Annotated in this window: 16 protein-coding genes; 6 read left to right on the top strand and 10 right to left on the bottom strand. The window is 37.2% G+C overall.

All coding sequences use genetic code 11. The features are described from left to right. Nucleotides 1–6: 6 nt before the first annotated feature. The 4 genes from Q5760_RS08485 to Q5760_RS08470 all read right to left on the bottom strand — a co-directional run bounded on the left by Q5760_RS08485 (nucleotide 7) and on the right by Q5760_RS08470 (nucleotide 4,029). Complete coding sequence (locus Q5760_RS08485) at nucleotides 7–879, bottom strand: branched-chain amino acid ABC transporter permease (protein ID WP_428911758.1); 873 nt, start codon at nucleotides 877–879, stop codon at nucleotides 7–9. 33 nt (nucleotides 880–912) lie between these two features. Continuing rightward, nucleotides 913–2,037 (bottom strand): ABC transporter substrate-binding protein, encoded by a 1,125-nt coding sequence (locus tag Q5760_RS08480; RefSeq protein WP_428911757.1) that lies wholly within the window; start codon nucleotides 2,035–2,037, stop codon nucleotides 913–915. A 63-nt stretch (nucleotides 2,038–2,100) separates the two neighbouring features. Further along, nucleotides 2,101–3,321 (bottom strand): Zn-dependent hydrolase, encoded by a 1,221-nt coding sequence (locus Q5760_RS08475; RefSeq protein ID WP_428911756.1) that lies wholly within the window; start codon nucleotides 3,319–3,321, stop codon nucleotides 2,101–2,103. Then, entirely contained in the window at nucleotides 3,322–4,029 is a 708-nt protein-coding gene (locus Q5760_RS08470; RefSeq protein ID WP_428911755.1) for an L-2-amino-thiazoline-4-carboxylic acid hydrolase, read from the bottom strand. It abuts the gene before it with no gap. Nucleotides 4,030–4,259: 230 nt separating this feature from the next. Between Q5760_RS08470 and Q5760_RS08465 the strand changes: the two genes are divergently transcribed. Then, the gene (locus tag Q5760_RS08465) at nucleotides 4,260–5,144 is read left to right on the top strand and encodes a LysR family transcriptional regulator (RefSeq protein ID WP_428911754.1); all 885 of its coding nucleotides are present in this window, start codon (nucleotides 4,260–4,262) and stop codon (nucleotides 5,142–5,144) included. 309 nt (nucleotides 5,145–5,453) lie between these two features. Further along, on the top strand, nucleotides 5,454–6,635 hold the full coding sequence (locus tag Q5760_RS08460; protein ID WP_428912530.1) for a YeeE/YedE family protein: 1,182 nt from the start codon (nucleotides 5,454–5,456) through the stop codon (nucleotides 6,633–6,635). A 446-nt stretch (nucleotides 6,636–7,081) separates the two neighbouring features. On the opposite strand, the gene Q5760_RS08455 is transcribed toward Q5760_RS08460, so the two are convergent. The 3 genes from Q5760_RS08455 to Q5760_RS08445 form a co-directional block, all read right to left on the bottom strand. Then, entirely contained in the window at nucleotides 7,082–7,879 is a 798-nt protein-coding gene (locus Q5760_RS08455) for a YusW family protein (protein WP_428911753.1), read from the bottom strand. A gap of 935 nt (nucleotides 7,880–8,814) precedes the next feature. Continuing rightward, nucleotides 8,815–9,108 (bottom strand): RNA polymerase alpha subunit C-terminal domain-containing protein, encoded by a 294-nt coding sequence (locus Q5760_RS08450; RefSeq protein WP_428911752.1) that lies wholly within the window; start codon nucleotides 9,106–9,108, stop codon nucleotides 8,815–8,817. Nucleotides 9,109–9,525: 417 nt separating this feature from the next. Continuing rightward, nucleotides 9,526–10,056 (bottom strand): dihydrofolate reductase family protein, encoded by a 531-nt coding sequence (locus Q5760_RS08445; RefSeq protein WP_428911751.1) that lies wholly within the window; start codon nucleotides 10,054–10,056, stop codon nucleotides 9,526–9,528. A 408-nt stretch (nucleotides 10,057–10,464) separates the two neighbouring features. On the opposite strand from Q5760_RS08445, the gene Q5760_RS08440 reads away from it, so the two are divergent. Both Q5760_RS08440 and Q5760_RS08435 read left to right on the top strand, forming a co-directional pair. Beyond that, nucleotides 10,465–10,689, top strand: coding sequence for a hypothetical protein (locus Q5760_RS08440; protein WP_428911750.1), 225 nt, complete (start codon nucleotides 10,465–10,467; stop codon nucleotides 10,687–10,689). Between the two features lie 362 nt (nucleotides 10,690–11,051). Then, a complete protein-coding gene (locus Q5760_RS08435; protein WP_428911749.1) occupies nucleotides 11,052–11,807 on the top strand; it encodes a GTP cyclohydrolase II in 756 nt (251 codons plus the stop codon). Between the two features lie 143 nt (nucleotides 11,808–11,950). Here Q5760_RS08435 and Q5760_RS08430 read toward each other — a convergent pair whose 3' ends face one another. Beyond that, entirely contained in the window at nucleotides 11,951–13,066 is a 1,116-nt protein-coding gene (locus tag Q5760_RS08430) for a hypothetical protein (RefSeq protein ID WP_428911748.1), read from the bottom strand. A 470-nt stretch (nucleotides 13,067–13,536) separates the two neighbouring features. On the opposite strand from Q5760_RS08430, the gene Q5760_RS08425 reads away from it, so the two are divergent. Both Q5760_RS08425 and Q5760_RS08420 read left to right on the top strand, forming a co-directional pair. Further along, the gene (locus Q5760_RS08425) at nucleotides 13,537–14,064 is read left to right on the top strand and encodes a sigma-70 family RNA polymerase sigma factor (protein ID WP_428912529.1); all 528 of its coding nucleotides are present in this window, start codon (nucleotides 13,537–13,539) and stop codon (nucleotides 14,062–14,064) included. Continuing rightward, nucleotides 14,054–15,073 (top strand): DUF4179 domain-containing protein, encoded by a 1,020-nt coding sequence (locus Q5760_RS08420; RefSeq protein WP_428911747.1) that lies wholly within the window; start codon nucleotides 14,054–14,056, stop codon nucleotides 15,071–15,073. The genes Q5760_RS08425 and Q5760_RS08420 overlap by 11 nt, the downstream gene beginning before the upstream one ends. 312 nt (nucleotides 15,074–15,385) lie before the next feature. Here the strand turns inward: Q5760_RS08420 and Q5760_RS08415 are convergent, their stop codons facing one another. After that, nucleotides 15,386–16,693: an MFS transporter gene (locus tag Q5760_RS08415; protein ID WP_428911746.1), complete on the bottom strand. Its 1,308-nt coding sequence runs from the start codon at nucleotides 16,691–16,693 to the stop codon at nucleotides 15,386–15,388. A 27-nt stretch (nucleotides 16,694–16,720) separates the two neighbouring features. Next, a complete protein-coding gene (locus Q5760_RS08410; protein ID WP_428911745.1) occupies nucleotides 16,721–17,716 on the bottom strand; it encodes an SMP-30/gluconolactonase/LRE family protein in 996 nt (331 codons plus the stop codon). Between the last annotated feature and the right edge of the window lie 34 nt (nucleotides 17,717–17,750).

Here is a 17,750-nt window from a genome sequence, read left to right as displayed (position 1 = left end):
TCTCACCTAAACTTTTTTAATATCCTTTTTCCCTAATATTCCTGTCGGCCTTAGCACTAACACTAAGATCAAAATGACAAAGGCAATCATATCTTGATATTGCGTTGAAATATAGGTTCCGCCCAAATTTTCAACAACACCTAGTAAAAGGCCCCCAATCATGGCTCCTGGAATACTACCAATTCCCCCAAGTACGGCGGCTGTAAATGCCTTAAGTCCAAACATATAGCCCATCGTTGGATAAACAGCATCATAGTACATACTTACGAGTATTCCAGCTAATGCCGCTAGAACGGATCCAATCCCAAATGTCATCGCAATCACGGAGTTGATGTTAATTCCCATCAAACTCGCATTTTCGATACTTTGAGCCGTTGCCCTCATGGCCACACCCATTCTAGTCTTATTGGTAAAAAGGTAAAGGGCGATCATCAGCACAAACGATGTACCTAAAATGATCAATTGCAAATTTGAAATCGTAATATTCATCACTTCGTAAGTCTTAATGGAAAAGGGGGTTCCGTAATTATGTGTACCAGAACCCCAAATTAATTGAGCTAAATTGGCTAGTATGATTGAAACACCCATCGCACTGATAAGTGAAGCAATCCTTTCATATTTTCGTAACGGCCGATAAGCAAATCGTTCAATGACAATCCCCAATATTGCTGTACAAACAGCTGCAAGGGTAAATGCTACAAGAAAATGCATTTGGAAAGTCTTCATGAACACCAAGCCTAAAAAACTTCCAAACATCATCACATCGCCATGTGCAAAGTTAACAATTCGAAGGATTCCATAAACCATTGTATAGCCTAAGGCTATCAACGAATAGACCGAACCGATAATCAGACCGTTCACGATTAGTTGTGCAAGCATGTTCTTCTACTCCTTTTTAACGTTCGGGCGGTCTTAATAGGCTACAAATTGACCATCTTTAACAATCAACTTTTGAGGCTCGGTTTCAACATCCCCATTTTCATCGAATGTTAAGTTCCCAGTAACTCCCTCAAAATCAGCTAAATCGTATAATTTTTCCTTTACTTCTTCTCTTGTTGTTGCACCTGATTTAAAAGCCTCAATTAAAACAGAAGCAGAGTCAAAAGAGTATGCTGCATAGGCACCAGGGCTTTTACCGTACTCTTCTTTATAAGCATTGATAAAAGCTTGTGTTGCTTCACGGTCACTGTTTGGATCATAAAAACCAGGAAGCAATAGTCCCTCAACACTCTCTCCACCAAGTTCCGTTAAAGTCGCAGAATAAAGACTATCTACACCGATAAATACTGATTCAATTCCAGCATTTCTAGCTTGTTTCGTAATAGTAGCCGCATCATTAGCTAATCCCCCAATAAAAATCACATCAGGGCTATTTTGTTTAATTTTCGTTAAAATTGTACTAAAGTCTTTTGTTTGTCCAGCTACATATGATTCACTATTCACAATATCAAGCCCATTTTCAGCGGCGCGTTCTGTATAGACCTCCTTTAAACCTGTTCCAAAATCAGTTTGATCATAAATGACTGCAGCAGTTTTAAATCCTTCTTCTGAAGACCAATCACTTACAAATTCAGCCTGAAATGCATCGGACGTAATAACACGGAAAATATAATCTCCAGCATCTGTTACGTTTGGTGAACTTGAAGCAGGTGCAACAGTAACCAATTGATTTTTATTATAAGTTGGAGCTGCCGCTAACGTAGCAGAACTATTGAAATGACCAACTACACCTAATACTGATTTTTCGTTTCCAAATGAACTTGCTACCGATGTAGCTTCTTTTGGATCACTTTTATCATCCTTAATCACGGTTTCAATTTCTTTTCCGTCAATACCACCAGCATCATTCGCTAATTTGACGGCTAATTCAGCACCGTTCTTAAGATCTTCCCCATATTCTGCTGATGAACCTGATAGTGGAAGTGCAATTCCGATTGCATATCCATCGCTTGCAGCTTCTTGTCCACTTGAGCAACCTGCTAAAAGGAGTCCTGTTAAACTTGCACCTAATAAAGCTTTATAAAATCTTTTCTTCATTTTTCTTTCCCCCAAAGTATATATTTAAATGATGAACGGCATTGCCGTTGGTTTTTCCAGTTTTTAATGTGAACGATCTAATTTTAGAAGGGTTCGGTATAAGACTTCTGTTCCAAGCACCACATCTTCCTCTGAAGAAAACTCTCTCGGATTATGGCTAAGACCATCCTTGGAGCGGACAAAAATCATCCCGATAGGCCATGTATCCTTAAATTGCATTCCATCATGACCAGCCCCACTCGGCAATGCGACTGTCGGGACTCCCAATTCTTCTATACTACTTTTAATAGCAGTTTGTATTTCTTCAGAACATGGTGCAGGTGAAACCCGTTGAAGGACCTCAATGTTATAGGTTAGTTCACGGTCGGTTGCAATGGTTTCGATGGTTTTCTTAATATCCTGTTCCAATTGGTCACGCATGTTTTCTTGAACATGTCTGATATCAATCGTAAATTCTGTATAACCAGGAATCACATTTGTCCCATTTGGCAGGACTTTTATTGAACCAACGGTTGCAACAGCTTCCGGATACTTTTTAGCCAATTCCTCGATTTGAAGGATCATATGACTCGCTCCAGTTAATGAATCCTTTCGTTGGTTCATCGGTGTAGCACCTGCATGCTCTGCTAGCCCTTCCACTTTTACTCTTAACCAAAGTGGTCCAGCTATTCCTGTTACAACTCCTACTCCTACGTCATGTGATTCGAGTATTTTACCTTGTTCAATGTGTAATTCAAGATACAGTTTGACATCATCCAGTTTTGCATTCTCGATTTGCTGGGATCGGTAACCTGCGTTTTGCATTGCTTCTTTAATACTGATTCCATTTGAATCCGTAGCTTCAAGCATTTGGGATGTCAATGTACCTGCAACAGCGCGACTCCCTAACATGCCGATTCCAAATCTTGATCCTTCTTCATCTTTAAACGCATAAATTTTAATCGTATGATGTAACTCCACCTGATGCTCTTCCATCGATTGCAATACTTCAATAGCAGATAGTACTCCGAGTGCCCCATCATATTTCCCACCATTGGGAACCGTATCAATATGAGAACCAAGAAGGATCGTTGGATAACCCTCTTTTCCTTTTTTCGTACCCACTAAATTTCCGACAGTATCATAGGATGTTTCTAAACCTGCTTTTTCCATATAGGATCTGACAAGTTCATTTGCTTTGGATTCTTCATTTGTATATGAAAAACGCGTCACACCATCATCTGCTGTTCTACCTATTTCTGACAATTGTTCAATACGCTTAGACAGTCGCGAGATATTAATCATTTAATCTTCCTTACTTTCCTTTAATTTAAAGTTAAAATGACAAACGCCTTCTTCTAAAATATATCTGTCATGTTCCACTTCAAATTTAGGATTATAACCTTTTGCAATTGCCGGGTCAATCATCTGACAATACAGGATTCCATATTTATGCATATCATCATCTGCCCACTGCTGACCTAGTGGACATTTCGTAAACGTTTGTTCAATATTCTCTGGCTGAAAAATACTTTCATATTCGAACAGATCACTTCTACCCATATCATAATTAGAAAGATAGTGGTTAATCGTATTATCCTCTCCATTCACACGGGCACGTTGGGCAATCCCCTTTCCACGCTTTTCACCGAAGGCATAGACTCCTGCTTTAATCGCCTCTTCTCCTTCTTTACCGTAGAAATCAACAACCGCTTTTGCTACTTGTGCAAATAATTTTGAAAACAAAGCGAAAGAAGTCAGACCTTGATACTGGTTATTCATGTTATGATTTTTTGGAATATAATCGAATAAGCTATGGTTGACACCTTCTTTTGTCGCTTTAATCGCGATATCTTCTGCATCTTTGTAACCAAACTTTTCAATTCCTTGTTGGAGTAATTCTCTTCCATTATCTTTAAATTTTGAAAGGACAATGGTTTCAATTTCCGTGAAAATATTGGCTGTCATAGCCTCCATGGTAGATACCGGTAAAACATGTTTTTCAATATTCAATCTGAACACTCACTTTCTCGGTTTCTTATTTTCAACGTTTTCAATCTCTACTTATCAACGAATCTATCGTTATGATTCAAGAATAAATTTTATACGTTAGCCAAAATACATAATTCCTATGAATTTACTCTAGATTACTTGTATTATAAATTCACTCTTTATATAAATCAAATGAATATTTATAATACGTTATATGAAAGATATTAATACATGGAGTGAATAAAACATTTATGATGAAATATGAAATTTTTAGAACGATTGTAGAAACAGGCAGTATCTCGAAAGCAGCTGAAGCCATTGGTTTAACCCAATCTGCTGTAAGCCATTCGCTTGCAAGTCTTGAAAAAGAAGTGGGATTTAGTTTGATCACTAGGGGTCGATCGGGGATTAAGTTAACGAGTAATGGTGAACAGCTCCTCATTTACATACGTGAAATATTAAAGTGGAATGAATTAATGGTACAAGAAATTGCAAAAATTAATGGACTCGAAACCGGGGTTGTTCGGATTGGCACTCTACCAAGTGTTTCAATTCAGTGGCTGCCCTCCATCATCTTGCAATTCAATCAAGACTTTCCCCTTATAGATATTAAATTGTTTGAAGGAGACTATGATGATATTGATCAATGGATTTTAGATGGTACGATTGATTTTGGCTTTTTATCCTTACCTGTTTCAAAAGTTTATGAAGTCATTCCACTTAAAAAAGACCCACTTCTATGTATTTTACCCGATGCCCATCCGTTAAGTGATCATAAGAAGATTTCATTGGAACAACTTTGTGATGAAATGTTTATTATGCCTAAATCAAGTATCGATAAAGATGTGAGAAGAATATTAAAAAAACATAAAATGAAGCCAAAAGTCAAATATGAGATATCTGAGGATGCCACCATTATTGCCATGGTTCAAAACGGGCTAGGGATCAGCATCTTACCTGAAATGACCTTACATTTTCTCCCCGAATCCGTTCGCTGCATTCCACTGGAAGGAGATTATTATCGCTCGATTGGGATTGCTGCCACCTCTTTTAAATCGATGTCTCCAGGAGCCAAAAAACTCATTTCATTCATTAAAGAATGGCTAACACAAAAAGGCGAAACGGAGTTACAGTGAAAAATGGGGTTGGTTCTGCCTGTTTCACTACTATTTCCAACAACTCTTCTTTCGAGAATTGTACTTAATAGAAAACGGGGACCGGTTCTGCACATTTAGTGAAACAAAGAGAACCGTCCCCCTGTTTCAATAAATACCACTTTACTTTTCATTGTTACTATAATAATATTAGTATTTGTATTAATCATACTAACTTTATATGTTTAAGAGGTGAATGGATTGTCACAGACTACTTTAGAATCAACATCTAAGCCAAAATTTCAATCCTGGGTTAAGCATCCGACTACTCGTGTTACAAATCTTAGCCCAATGCAAAAAGGATATGTTTCAGTTGGGCTTATTATTGCACTTATCTTGCTGTTCACAATTGTGAATACAGCTGGTTGGATACAAGGATCACTATTTATCATCGGTTTAGCATTAGGAGCAACGTTGCTCTATGCTCGTTTTGGATTTACATCTGCCTTTCGTAGACTGGTATCTGTAGGAAATGTACAGGGACTTCAAGCACATATGCTGATGTTTGCCGTTTCTACTACTCTATTTGCCATCATTCTAAGTACTGGATTTAGTTTTACCGGTGCAACGCCAGCAGGTTATGTCTCACCTGTCGGAATTCCTGTTCTACTCGGTGCTTTTCTTTTCGGAATCGGGATGCAGCTTGGAAATGGCTGTGCTTCAGGGACGTTGTATAATTTAGGCGGAGGTTCATCTTCCATGATCTTAACGCTTATTTTCTTTATTACGGGTTCCACTCTTGGTGCCTACCATTTCAACTTTTGGATGGAGGAAACACCATCTCTGCCGCCGATTTCATTGGCAACATCTACAGACCTTGGATATTTTGGCGCTTGGGTCGTTCAAATGGCATTATTTGCTTTAATATACTGGATTACGATTCAGATTGCGAAAAAGAAAAACCCTCCAATGATGAAGCCACTCGCGACAACAACAGGTTGGAAAAAAGTATTGCGCGGTTCATGGCCATTATTCGTTGCAGGGATTATTCTAGCGCTACTAAATGCTTTAGTCTTAACCGTTAGAGGAACTCCTTGGGGAATTACATCTGCCTTTGCTCTTTGGGGCGGTAAATTCTTGAATACGGCTGGAGTCGATGTAGCCAGCTGGGGTTATTTTGCTGGTCCAAACGGTGCAGCTTTGACAAACTCTGTTTTAGCAGACTCTACAAGCGTACTGAACTTTGGAATTATTTTAGGAGCCTTTATTGCTGCTTCTTTCCAAGGAACATTTAAACCGAAGAAAATAAAGCCAGGTATTGCCGGAGCTTCTATCGTTGGTGGTTTACTGATGGGATATGGCTCCCGTCTTGCTTTCGGTTGTAACATTGGAGCTTATTTTGGCGGAATTTCTTCCTTTAGTCTACATGGATGGGTTTGGGCTATCATGGCCTTACTCGGAACCTTCCTAGCCATCTTTATTCGCCCATTATTCGGCCTTAAAAATCCAAGCTCAAAAGATACATTTTGCTAAACTACCGGGATAAGGGAAAACCTTATCCCTTTTTTATTTAAAATAAAGTTTCCGGTTATTTTGACAATTGTCTACACTTGAAGCCATTGAAACTGCTTTACTTCTATGATTTCCCAAACTTCTCTGTTTAATTAAACCCTTGCTTTTACCCTATTTTTCAAATACCCCACTCCTTCAGCTACCGTGTCATATTTCGCAAATGACACCCCAACGACCTTCACCGAGTATTTCCACATAATAGACAAGCGAGGTAAAGTCTTGGTGTATTAATAAAATATGTTGAAAAACATAATTGTTTCTCATTATTGTTCCTGAAGTAGTAGATCATAAATTATGAGGAACTAATGAAATCTCGTGCTTATGAAAGAATTTTTTTTGATTTCTTTATCTAAAGTAAAAACACCCAGGAAGCGGACAGTTTAGTCCGCTTCTTTCTTCATTACATATTATTTTTCAAATTTAAAATCAACTCTTGATTTGTTTGTAAATTCTGCACGAACATCTGCTTTTGTGATATCTGTTGCTTGAATTCCAAGTATCACTGATACTTGTTCTAATTGCTCGTTCAAAGTTATATTTTTTTGTGTAATAAGTCCTTCCTGAATTCGATTGATTTCAGTTAAGGCCTTCAAATCTTTTAATTTTTCTTCCCCATCCTCTGTCCGTTTCTTCACCATTGCTTGGATGTCACCATTTCCTTTTAAATGGTATTGGATATCATAAAAGCTTCCATCATTCGCTTCCAGTTTTACTTGCAATTGACGAAGTTCATCCGTATCAACAGCTTTAGATTTGTTCCCTTGTTTATAGGAGAAGGAGGACGTTGCATCATTGGTGAACGTAATATCGGCATCTGCTTTATTTACCTCTGAAGGACTTACACCTAAAGTAGCAGATAGACGATTAACTACTTCTTCCTTACTTAAATTCTTTGATGAATTAAGATCTTTTACAAATTTGATGAAACGCTGATTTGCTTCTTCACCTGTTATCTTAATCTCTTCTTTTCCTGTGTCCTTCTTAATGTCCACTGATACCTTACCGTCTTTATCCTTATAAGTTACATTATATCTTCCATCTTCAAGTACGACTGTAGCTTTAAAACTAGAAATGGTTTTCCACAATTCAGAGCCTTCTACATTTTGTACCACTGGAGCGGGCTCCTTAACCTCCTCAGCAAAAACTGGGACAGTTAAATTAACAGTTAGAATGGCTGCCAAAAGAGCAGTTGTTACTTTTTTCATTTACATTCATCCTTTCAATTTAATTTTTTTGACAGTAAACCAGTTGGGGCTAAGATAAAATTGACGCGAGGTTTGTTCGTTTATTTCCTTGTATTTCACCTTGCTTAATCGGTCTCTTCCAATTGACACATTCTCAACTTCATATTTTCTAGCTTCTTCCGTTGTATAACAATTTCGGTTGTCAAAGATGATTGGTTTTTCATAAAAAGCTCAGATAGGAATCATGTTTTTTCTACAATTTTATTCCACTTTGTTAAAAGAAACACAATATCTGCCATATTGATAGCATCTTCCATCTGGTCTACGTACTTCACACAATCTGAAAAAAGTTTTTTAATAAAATTTCGTTACAGAAGGGACATCCTTAATTATATATGTCGCAACACTTGGAAAAGTGCATCTATTATCACCTTATTTTTCCTAACTCGGTGACTAAGGGACAGATTTGAACTGCACCCCAATTTTTAAACACAACAAATGTAGAAGAAGGAATTCTTTTAACTCCTTGTAATTCAATCCATATGTTTTTTGGTACACCGTTTATTATTAAAATTGGAGAAAAATATAAGACGGAACCAAAAAAGAATACTAGAACGCTATAATAACCGGTCACTGACTATTAGGTATTTGGTTCAGTGTCTTTTCTTTTAGGAGTTGGCTATTACCATTTAATGTCCTAATTTTGGATAGTTTGGGAAAGCAAGTAGTTCCGATCATGTGGAGAAAAACTCAAAAAACATTTTATATATCACGTTATTTCACAGCAAAAGTCGCATATCAATTAACCCGTAATAACGCTCAGAGATCATCACTCTGAGCGTTTCTTTTTATGTTGTACTTATTCATTTAGTACACCTTTCATTTGCAAAAAAATTGAAAAGTCATAATCCCTGTGTCATAACATACATTCTTGAAAGAAGAATAACTCTTTGCGTTTAGTTTTTGAATGATAACCCCTTTTCTATTAACGCAGACCTGAGTTTCGGTAAAGAAGCTGGTCCCATACCGTGAAATTGCAATATCTCTTTTTCACTGTATTTTGATAGCTCCTCCAAAGATTTGATTCCATTGTTCTCCAATGCTCGTCTTGCAGGTGCCGAAAGTAATGATAGAAATCCATTTTCAGGTTTGCGTTCTTGCTCACAAGTCGGGCATGTTGGACAATCGCTACTTTTATAGTATTTGTGTCCCTCAACACAAGTTCTTAAAGTCTTTTTTGAAGTTGTCATGTAGTATGTCTCCTAATGATTTGAATTTTTTTCCTTTCAACACTCTACTCGTTATGGAATAGGTTTTTCTTCCGGAATATCTCTCATCTTCCAAAGTTTGCTCTATTGCATATTTCATGTTTCGACATTTCCTTATTCAACATTCCTGTCCAATCCCTTTGGTACAATTTCCCATATTTATTAAATTTTATTTTAACATAGAACTCCATGAACTTTCTTTCATTGAATCCAAGGTTAGGTATGAGACTATCATGAACAATGGATTTAACCATTTAAGTGGTAGATGACACAGTTTGCATAAAAAAAAGAATAGACCAAATCATATGCGATTTGGTCTGTAAATAAATATACTTTTACTATGCTTCTCCATAAAAACGGAACTACCTACATTTATCGTTTCCCTGTTTTTGTGTACCTTTACTTTTTCACTTCATAATGTAATTCAACAAATTGATTGAAGTTCCTTATTCTTTTTAATGAAAGATTTAATTGAGAATCTCCCTCTCTAAATAACGGAATCCCTTTACCTAGTATAGTTGGGGCAACGGTTATAATGAGCTCATCGACCAACTTTTCCTGTATAAACGCTTGTAACAATTCTCCTCCCCCAACCAACCATATGTTTTTCCCACCTTGACTTTTTAGTTTGTTTACAAAATGAGTGACATCGCCATTTACAAATTTTACATCCTCGGTATTTTCTGCTGCAGCCCTTGTAAACACATAACATTCTTTATTTTTATAGGGGAATTCCTCCAGATCTTGGTTCATTACCCAATCGTATGTCCTCTTCCCCATTAAAATCGTATCAACCGTATCATAAAATTCCGAAAATCCATTATCCCCTTCGCCTTCGACCTGAAAAAGCCATTCAAGAGATTCATCCTTTGTCGCAATATATCCGTCTAAACTGGAAGCAATAAATAATACCAAATTTCGTTTACTCATAAAATCCTCCTCTAATCCATCATGAATATTCTACCATCCAATTATTCCTTTAGTTTAATTAGAACTACCATTAAATTTTGACAGTCGTAACCTATCATAAGGATTTATCATTTCAAATACAATGATTAGAATTTTCACCATGTTTTCCTAACTTTCTGTTGCTAATTCCACTCAAGTGTTTAAAATGCATTTGTTTCATGCATTGTACAGCGACTGTATCTAACAAAAATCGCCACCAGAGTCACCCTTCTATTTAACAGATTCACACAGGGAAATGTCCAATATTTTTTCCGGATTTAACAACGTGATCAGTTATCGCGAAGTGCTGTTCTTAAGGCAAAAAACTATGTTAATAGCCGTTTCCGATTGTACAAGCCATTCATAAAATATTGTGGAGTTGATTATGCAATGGGAAATTGTAATTCGGGTGGAAATGTAGATACTTGTAGTTGTGACACTTGTAGACTTGCAAGATTAGAGCGCAGTGTTAACCAGTTAGAACGTAACGTTGCACGTCTTGATCGTGAACTTAGACAGGTAGATCGCGAACTCAGAGTGTTAGATCGCAGAGTTAACAGAATCGAACGTAGGTTAGGGATAGATTCAACAAGTCAACCAATGGATGAGGCTTAAACGTAAGTCCTTTCTATGGTTGCAAGTTGGTGATGAAAAGAATTTAATTAGGAACTATTTTCTAAGTTTCATCCTTTTATAAACCTGGAGAGTAAATTCTTCAGGTTTTTTCTTATTTTAATTACAGATACTAATGGAATGCTAAGGCATTTTTCGATGATTCTTTATTTTTACGTTCTTGAAATGGTTTGTTTGAATGATTAAATCCTTGCATGTTGAGTCCCGTATTAAACTGTTATTAAAAGGAGCTCGCTTTCCTTTGTTCCCCCTAAAATGAATCACGAGAAACCCCGTATCAATTTGAAAAATATTTTATTTAAATATCTCAAATTGCACAAAATAAAAAAAAGGAGTGGTTTTTGGTGGCAGAAACTAAATTTGATTCGAAGGTTCTTTCTATTTTAGAAGATAAAATTCAACTGATCAAAACGGAAAAGGGGGCGATTTATTTAGTAGGTCCTATAAAACTCCCCGTTAATTTGTACGGAGAAACGGTTGAATTTAAATGGTATTGCTGGTTAAATTGCGATGAAGTAACAGAGGATTTTGAAAGAATTATACATAAGTTATCTTCCGTTAATTTAGCCGAATTGCAACAGTCGAGTGTTCTTGCGTATGGCGACTTTGAATACGGCGACGACGCTATTATTCGTATGCATTCGATTTGTCATACAGGAGATATATTCGGAAGCAAGCGCTGTGACTGTGGATTTCAATTGAAACAATCAATGAAAATGATCAAAGAACATGGAACTGGCGCCTTATTTTATTTAGCCAATCATGAAGGAAGAGGCATTGGCTTATTTAGTAAAGCAATGGCCTATCTCCTACAGGAAAATGAGTACGACACGGTAGATGCAAATCGAGCACTCGGTTTTGTTGATGATTCGCGAAATTATAGCGATGCGATCCAGGTTTTAAAAGCATTACGTAAAAAACCGGTTACCCTTATCACCAACAATCCCAAAAAAGTGGAGGCTCTAAAAAACTCTGGCTTACCTGTATCAGGTAGAGAACAGCTATGGGGCGATGTATCAGAGTATAACGAAAAATACCTCGAAACCAAAATAAACCGATCAGGTCACATCAAAGAAGATGATCCCTGTTGCAATGACTGAAACGCCGGGACGGTTCCGGCGTTTCATTTTTCGTACAAATCCAAGTAATTAGTAATCTGAATCCACTATTGAACTGTTATTTTATGGGGCGGTCGTACACCTTAACTTTTCTCAAGATGAAACACGAGAACCGTCCCCCTGTTTCAGAGAAATGCATCAGGGTCGATACGCAAGGCATAACAGATGTTCACGAGATTCAGTTTAAAGCTAGAGTAATCGAAGTCTTCTCCTTTTTTTAATTGGCGAACTCCGTCTTCGATGGTTTTCCAATCTCGTTTTAATCCTGTTGACAATTTTTGTTCATGTGCGCGTACGGATTTAAGGGTGTCGAGGTGACGGTCGATCACGGTTTGGTAATCGATTTTTTCAAGAAGCTCAGGGGGACTATGTATATCTTCTTTCTTAAAATAATACCAACCATCCTGGATCACGTCTTTTGAGGGAATTTCCCTTTGATTCCATAGATACTCTTCAATTCGATCGAGATGTCTATTCAAAAATGGCAATCCAGCTTGATGAAATTGCTGGATCTCCTCGTCGATAAAGCCCTCCGGAAGTTCCCTAAACTCGTTTTCCTCTTTATCCAGCAGTTTAATGATAAGCTCCTGTTGCTCCTTGTTTCTTATTGAGTGAAACAATTCTTTTTGTTTTTCATCCATCAGACCATACGCTTTTTTGAAAAGTTGCTCTTCCTTATACGCTTCAATCAAACGGAGAACTTTTTCTTTTTGCTTATCGGTTAGTGGAAGCCCCAGTCTATCTTGTTCCACGATCTCATTTGGAATGTTTTCTATATGAAGATATGGTTTTATATTCCAATGCTCTCCCTGGGAGAATTTGATTAACACTTCATCCCTTTCTAAATCAATCGTGTGAAATCCCTTTAAAATATCTTTTACAATATCGGGTGATAGATTAGTATGTTGTTCGAAACAGGAAACCCCATATCCATATTCTTTTTGTTCCTTTTTATGTAAAACACGATATTGAAACCGCAAGGATCGACCACATTCACAACGATAATGTCTGTTTCCAAATCCACTATCCAGAACATCAACAAGAACCCAATCATCAACCAATGGTTCGATTTCTTCATAAGGAGTTTCCTCTGTGACAATGATCCCTTTTCTTCTTGCAATCGCCTCAATCCATTTACTTTTCTTACCTTGTTTACCGTACTTTTCGATAAATTCTCGTTGCTCACGGTTCAATAACGACATCAGTCGATGAACCTCACTCTTCGATAATGGCTGTGACACCTAACTCCCCTCCCCTACAACCGTTTTTACTTATCCCCATTATAGCAAATGCAACGTGGGGACGGTTCTGAGTGTTACATTTTTTAAAACGATTAGTTTGTTTTGTTTAAAATTAAATAACAAATTCATGTCCATTCTTTTATCGACCCACTTGCTTCTTATCGTTAGAAACACAATTGGTGTGATGATGCTGACTCAAGTTCTGTTAGTAACGTTAAGTGCAATCATGAATCTATTTATTTAACATGTAATAGGCATTTACATCCATATTCTTGATGTATGTACATACTACTATTTAAACCTTGATGCTATACATACTCTACGAACCAATCAGAATAGTTAAAGAAGAGGTTTACCGTTATAATGTAATCGTCCTTAAATTTATCCGATTATTTTTAAAAAGTGAAAACTACGTAAGCCAAATGATACTTTGGTTTGTCTAATAGATAAGACAAAAAACGAAAGGGTGAATTCCCATTATTAGATTAGTTAAAAAAGCTCAAAAAGGAAATGATAAAGCCTTTTTAAAGCTTTTTCAGCAATATGAAGAGGATATTTATCGAATGGCTTATGTATATGTAAAAAACAAAGACGATGCGTTAGATGTTGTTCAAGAAGTAGCCTACCAATCATTTAAGAAGATACATACATTGAAAATGCCGGAGTATTTCAAAACATGGTTAATGAAAATTACAATGAACTGTGCAACAAATGTAATAAGGAAAAATAAAAAAGTGGTTCATTTAAAACCCGAATATGAGGAATTTATCGGAATAGAGAATGAAGATATACCTCTTTCTTTATCATTAAAGAATTTGATAGAAGTATTAGATGAAAATGAAAAAAGTATTGTTTTACTAAGATTTTATCATGATCATACATTTAAAGAAATATCGGAACTATTAGAAATACCACTTGGAACAGCAAAATCGATTCTTTATCGTGCATTAGATAAACTTCGCAAACAATATAAAGAGGGTGATATTTGTGAACAATAAAATAAATCAAGAGTTACATAAAATTGAAATTCCAAAAGAATTACATGAAAGGTCTAAATTAGGTATAAAAAAAGCGAAAGCAGAGAAGCAAAAAAAACGATTTAAAAATCCATTAGCTGCGGCAGTCATAATTTTGGGATTTTCTACTACATCAGTTGCTTTTGCTTTTCCGTCTATTGCATCTCAAATTCCATTTATGGACAATGTCATTCGTTTTTTTAATGAGGAGGAGAGGGACTACAAAAGTTTTGAAAGCTTCTCGACAGATATTAATCTTGCACAGACGAGCAATGGTACAACTGTTATGATAGACAAGGCGGTATACGACGGAACGAATATTACGATTTCCTACGCACTCGAAACAGAACGAGAAATAAAACAAGAAATGGAAATTCGTGCAATGAATTGGTTTGATGTTGTGGGCGCAAGCGGTATGGGAGGTACTGAAAAAATCACAAAGATTAGTGATAATCGCTATGTCGGATTGGCCTCTTTCACTCCATATTTCAAAGAAAAAGAACATCCAGAAACCATTGAAGTTACTTGGAAACCCGAAGCCTTTAATAGTCTATCAAATGACTTCGAGATAGTAGGTGATTGGTCATTTGCTTTTTCACTAGATCGTTTAGAAGGCGATATAGAATTGTTAAATAAAACAGTAAAGAATGAAGATAGTAGCTTCATGCTTCAATCTATTGAGTTCACTGATGTATCCACTATTATTAGCTATGAACAAGTGGTATCGGATGAACTCCTAAAAGAGTGGCAAAGTGTGACACCTGTTTTCCATATAACGGATGACCTCGGTAATGTGTATATGGATGGAACTGGTGGTGGAGGTGTGTCACCTGATAATGGCAGAACATTCATAGGTACCATCGATTTCGGTCCAATTCAAGATGAGGCTAGTAAACTCATCATTCAACCTGTACAAATTGCAAGTCTTAATAATGGAAAGGGTCATACAAAAATTGAGCTTGAGCCCATTGTCATCGACCTAGAAAAATAATAATGAATTTGTAAAAAGCCGTAACCTAATTATTAATTATCAATTTCTCCTGATTTATCCAGAGTGAAACGCGAGAACCGTCCCCTCTTCCGAAAAACTCCATGCAACTTCCCCTAGCAGCATTTAAGGTGGAAGTTTTTATACAAATGGTAAAAAGGTCAGTCCCTAGTATTCTTTTACGGGACTGACTTTTTTTACACCGATTGAAAGATGACAGGCACCATCCATAATTTACTAGACGATTGAATCCCTTGCAGTCGAAGGTTTCATCTGTTTTTTAATTTCTGTAAGGTGCCTGTCACCTTTTTCTAATTAACTTAAGTCTGTAGAAACACCCGCAGTGATTGATTCTTCCTTTTTTTGATCAGGGGATGAACTAGAGACTTTATCTAATCGTACATTCTTTGTTTCCGGGAATACCCATGCCCATATAGCGAGCATCATAAACAAGGCTGCTCCTCCTAAAATAATCGGACTATACCCGTATACCGGGAATACCGCAGCTGTTATAAGTGGAGGAAACGCGGATAATCCTCGACCAATTTGTAAGGACCACGAAATACCCGTTGATCGGACATCTGTTGGGAAAATTTCACTAAATAACGATCCGAACACAGAGGCACCATTTGAGCCAAAGTATAAGAAAAACATGGGTAGTAAAATCCATAATGAATCAATTAAGCTTGACCAAGTAAAGAAAAGGGCAATACCACCAAGTGCTGCCACAAATCCTAAGTAAGATAATGTAATTCTTCTTCCCCATTTATCTGCCGTGTAACCCGCAATAAATGAACCGACTAATCCAGCGAAAGCTGTAAAGAATAACCACCAACCCGCTGTTCCCATTTCAAACCCTTCGTACTTTACTAAATACGTAGGCAAGAAATTGGTAATTCCGTAGTAAGCAAAATATTGTAATACCGCTGCAATTAAAGCAATTGTAAAGGGTTTCCAAAATCTTCTCAATCCGTATTTTTTCCAAATATTTACTTTTACCTTTGCGGATTTGCCTATTTCTTTTTCCCAAACCTTGGATTCTTCGACATCCTTTCGGAGATAGAGAGCAAAAAGAACGGGCAAAGCTGAAATGACAAATGTCCAACGCCAACCGATTAACGGTAAAATAAATCCCCCTACAGTGGCACCTATGAAAATTCCCATATAAGCGCCGCCATATAGCATAGAGCTCCAAAACCCTCTTTGTTTGGAAGGCACTGTTTCACTTACTAATGCTTGGGCAGCACCATACTCTCCTCCTAACCCAAAACCCGCTATCGCCGTCCAAAAGATTAGCCATTCATAATCAAAAGTGAAGGCACGCATAAAAGTAGCTAAACAGAATATCACTAATGTAGCAATTAGGATTTTCTTTCGCCCAACCTTGTCACCTAAATAACCAAATACCACCCCACCGAGTGCTAAAAAGGCCAATTGTACTGAAAAGACGGAAGCAACTTGTGTAGTCGATAGCGAAAGGGCAGCTGCCATTGGAATGACCAAAAAGCTTAATAAAAAAACTTCATAATAGTCAAAAATCCAGCCTATATAGGCTCCAAAGAATATTTTATATTTTTTCTTATCCATTTTTTCTGATTGGATCCTGATGTCATTTGCAACCATACGCAACACCCCTTTACTAATTGTGAATTATTTTTTCGAATCTTTCTGCAAACCGTATAGCGTTAATCCTTCTTTTTTCACTTTAATGCGCCATACCTCATTTTTTGAGGACTCAGTAATATACAAGTAGCCATTGGAAAACGCTAGATTGGTTGTAAAGGTTCCAGCATCTTCAGGCAGACGAATCGTACCGTATATAAAGCCTCTTGCATCAAGGACAACGATTTCACCTGCTTGGAAGTGTGCGACATATAAATTCCCTTCCGCATCGACCGCTAATCCATCTGGACCAATTCCTCCTTCAAACGAACCGAAAACAAATGGTGTTTCAGGGGATTCTTTTGCATCCCTTGAAGGAATAGAGAGTACTCGGTTTTTGTCAAATTCAGAAATGTAAACACGCTGCCCATCTGCGGAGATCGCGACTCCATTTGGATAAGCAATATTCTCAGCAAACAGTTCAGGTTCCTTGCTACCATCTGGTAAGTAGAAGACTCGACCCACTGGATGAGTCGCACTTGACCCCATTGGCTCCGTAAAATACAAGCCGCCAGATTCATCAAATACGAGATCATTCAATCCATTTAACGATTTACCATCGTAGGTGCTTACAATCGTTTCACTCGTACCGGTTTTAGGGTTATAGACATTAATTTTTCCTGAAAGATCCGTCATAAAAATGCGTCCATCACTGTGAATTTTTGCTCCAACAGGCACTATTCCCTCTTCTACAACTGGAACGACCTTGTCCCCTTCAACAGTTAGGAGTTCTCCTGATAGCGGGCTAACCATCCAAATATTCCCTTTTCTATCGAAGTTAATTCCTTCCATAAATCTGTTTGTCTCGCCTTCACCTGTAACCACCTTTTCCCATTTGGCGTTAGCAGGTATAATCTCTGAAATATTGTGTCTTTCACCTTTTGGAACTGATTTTGTTTCATACTTTGCCTTAGCTCCTACAATGCTGGCGGTAATAAGAAAGATGAAAAGGGATACACCTACCACTAACGTTCTTTTTTTCATTGATTCAATACCTCCATTTTTATAATGAGAAACG

Origin of the sequence: Niallia sp. Kr1 (assembly GCF_050389805.1) — a bacterium.
Lineage (GTDB): Bacteria > Bacillota > Bacilli > Bacillales > Cytobacillaceae > Bacillus_BD.
The sequence above is the reverse complement of the archived record's forward strand: the minus strand, read 5'-3'. Positions and strand labels throughout refer to the sequence as shown.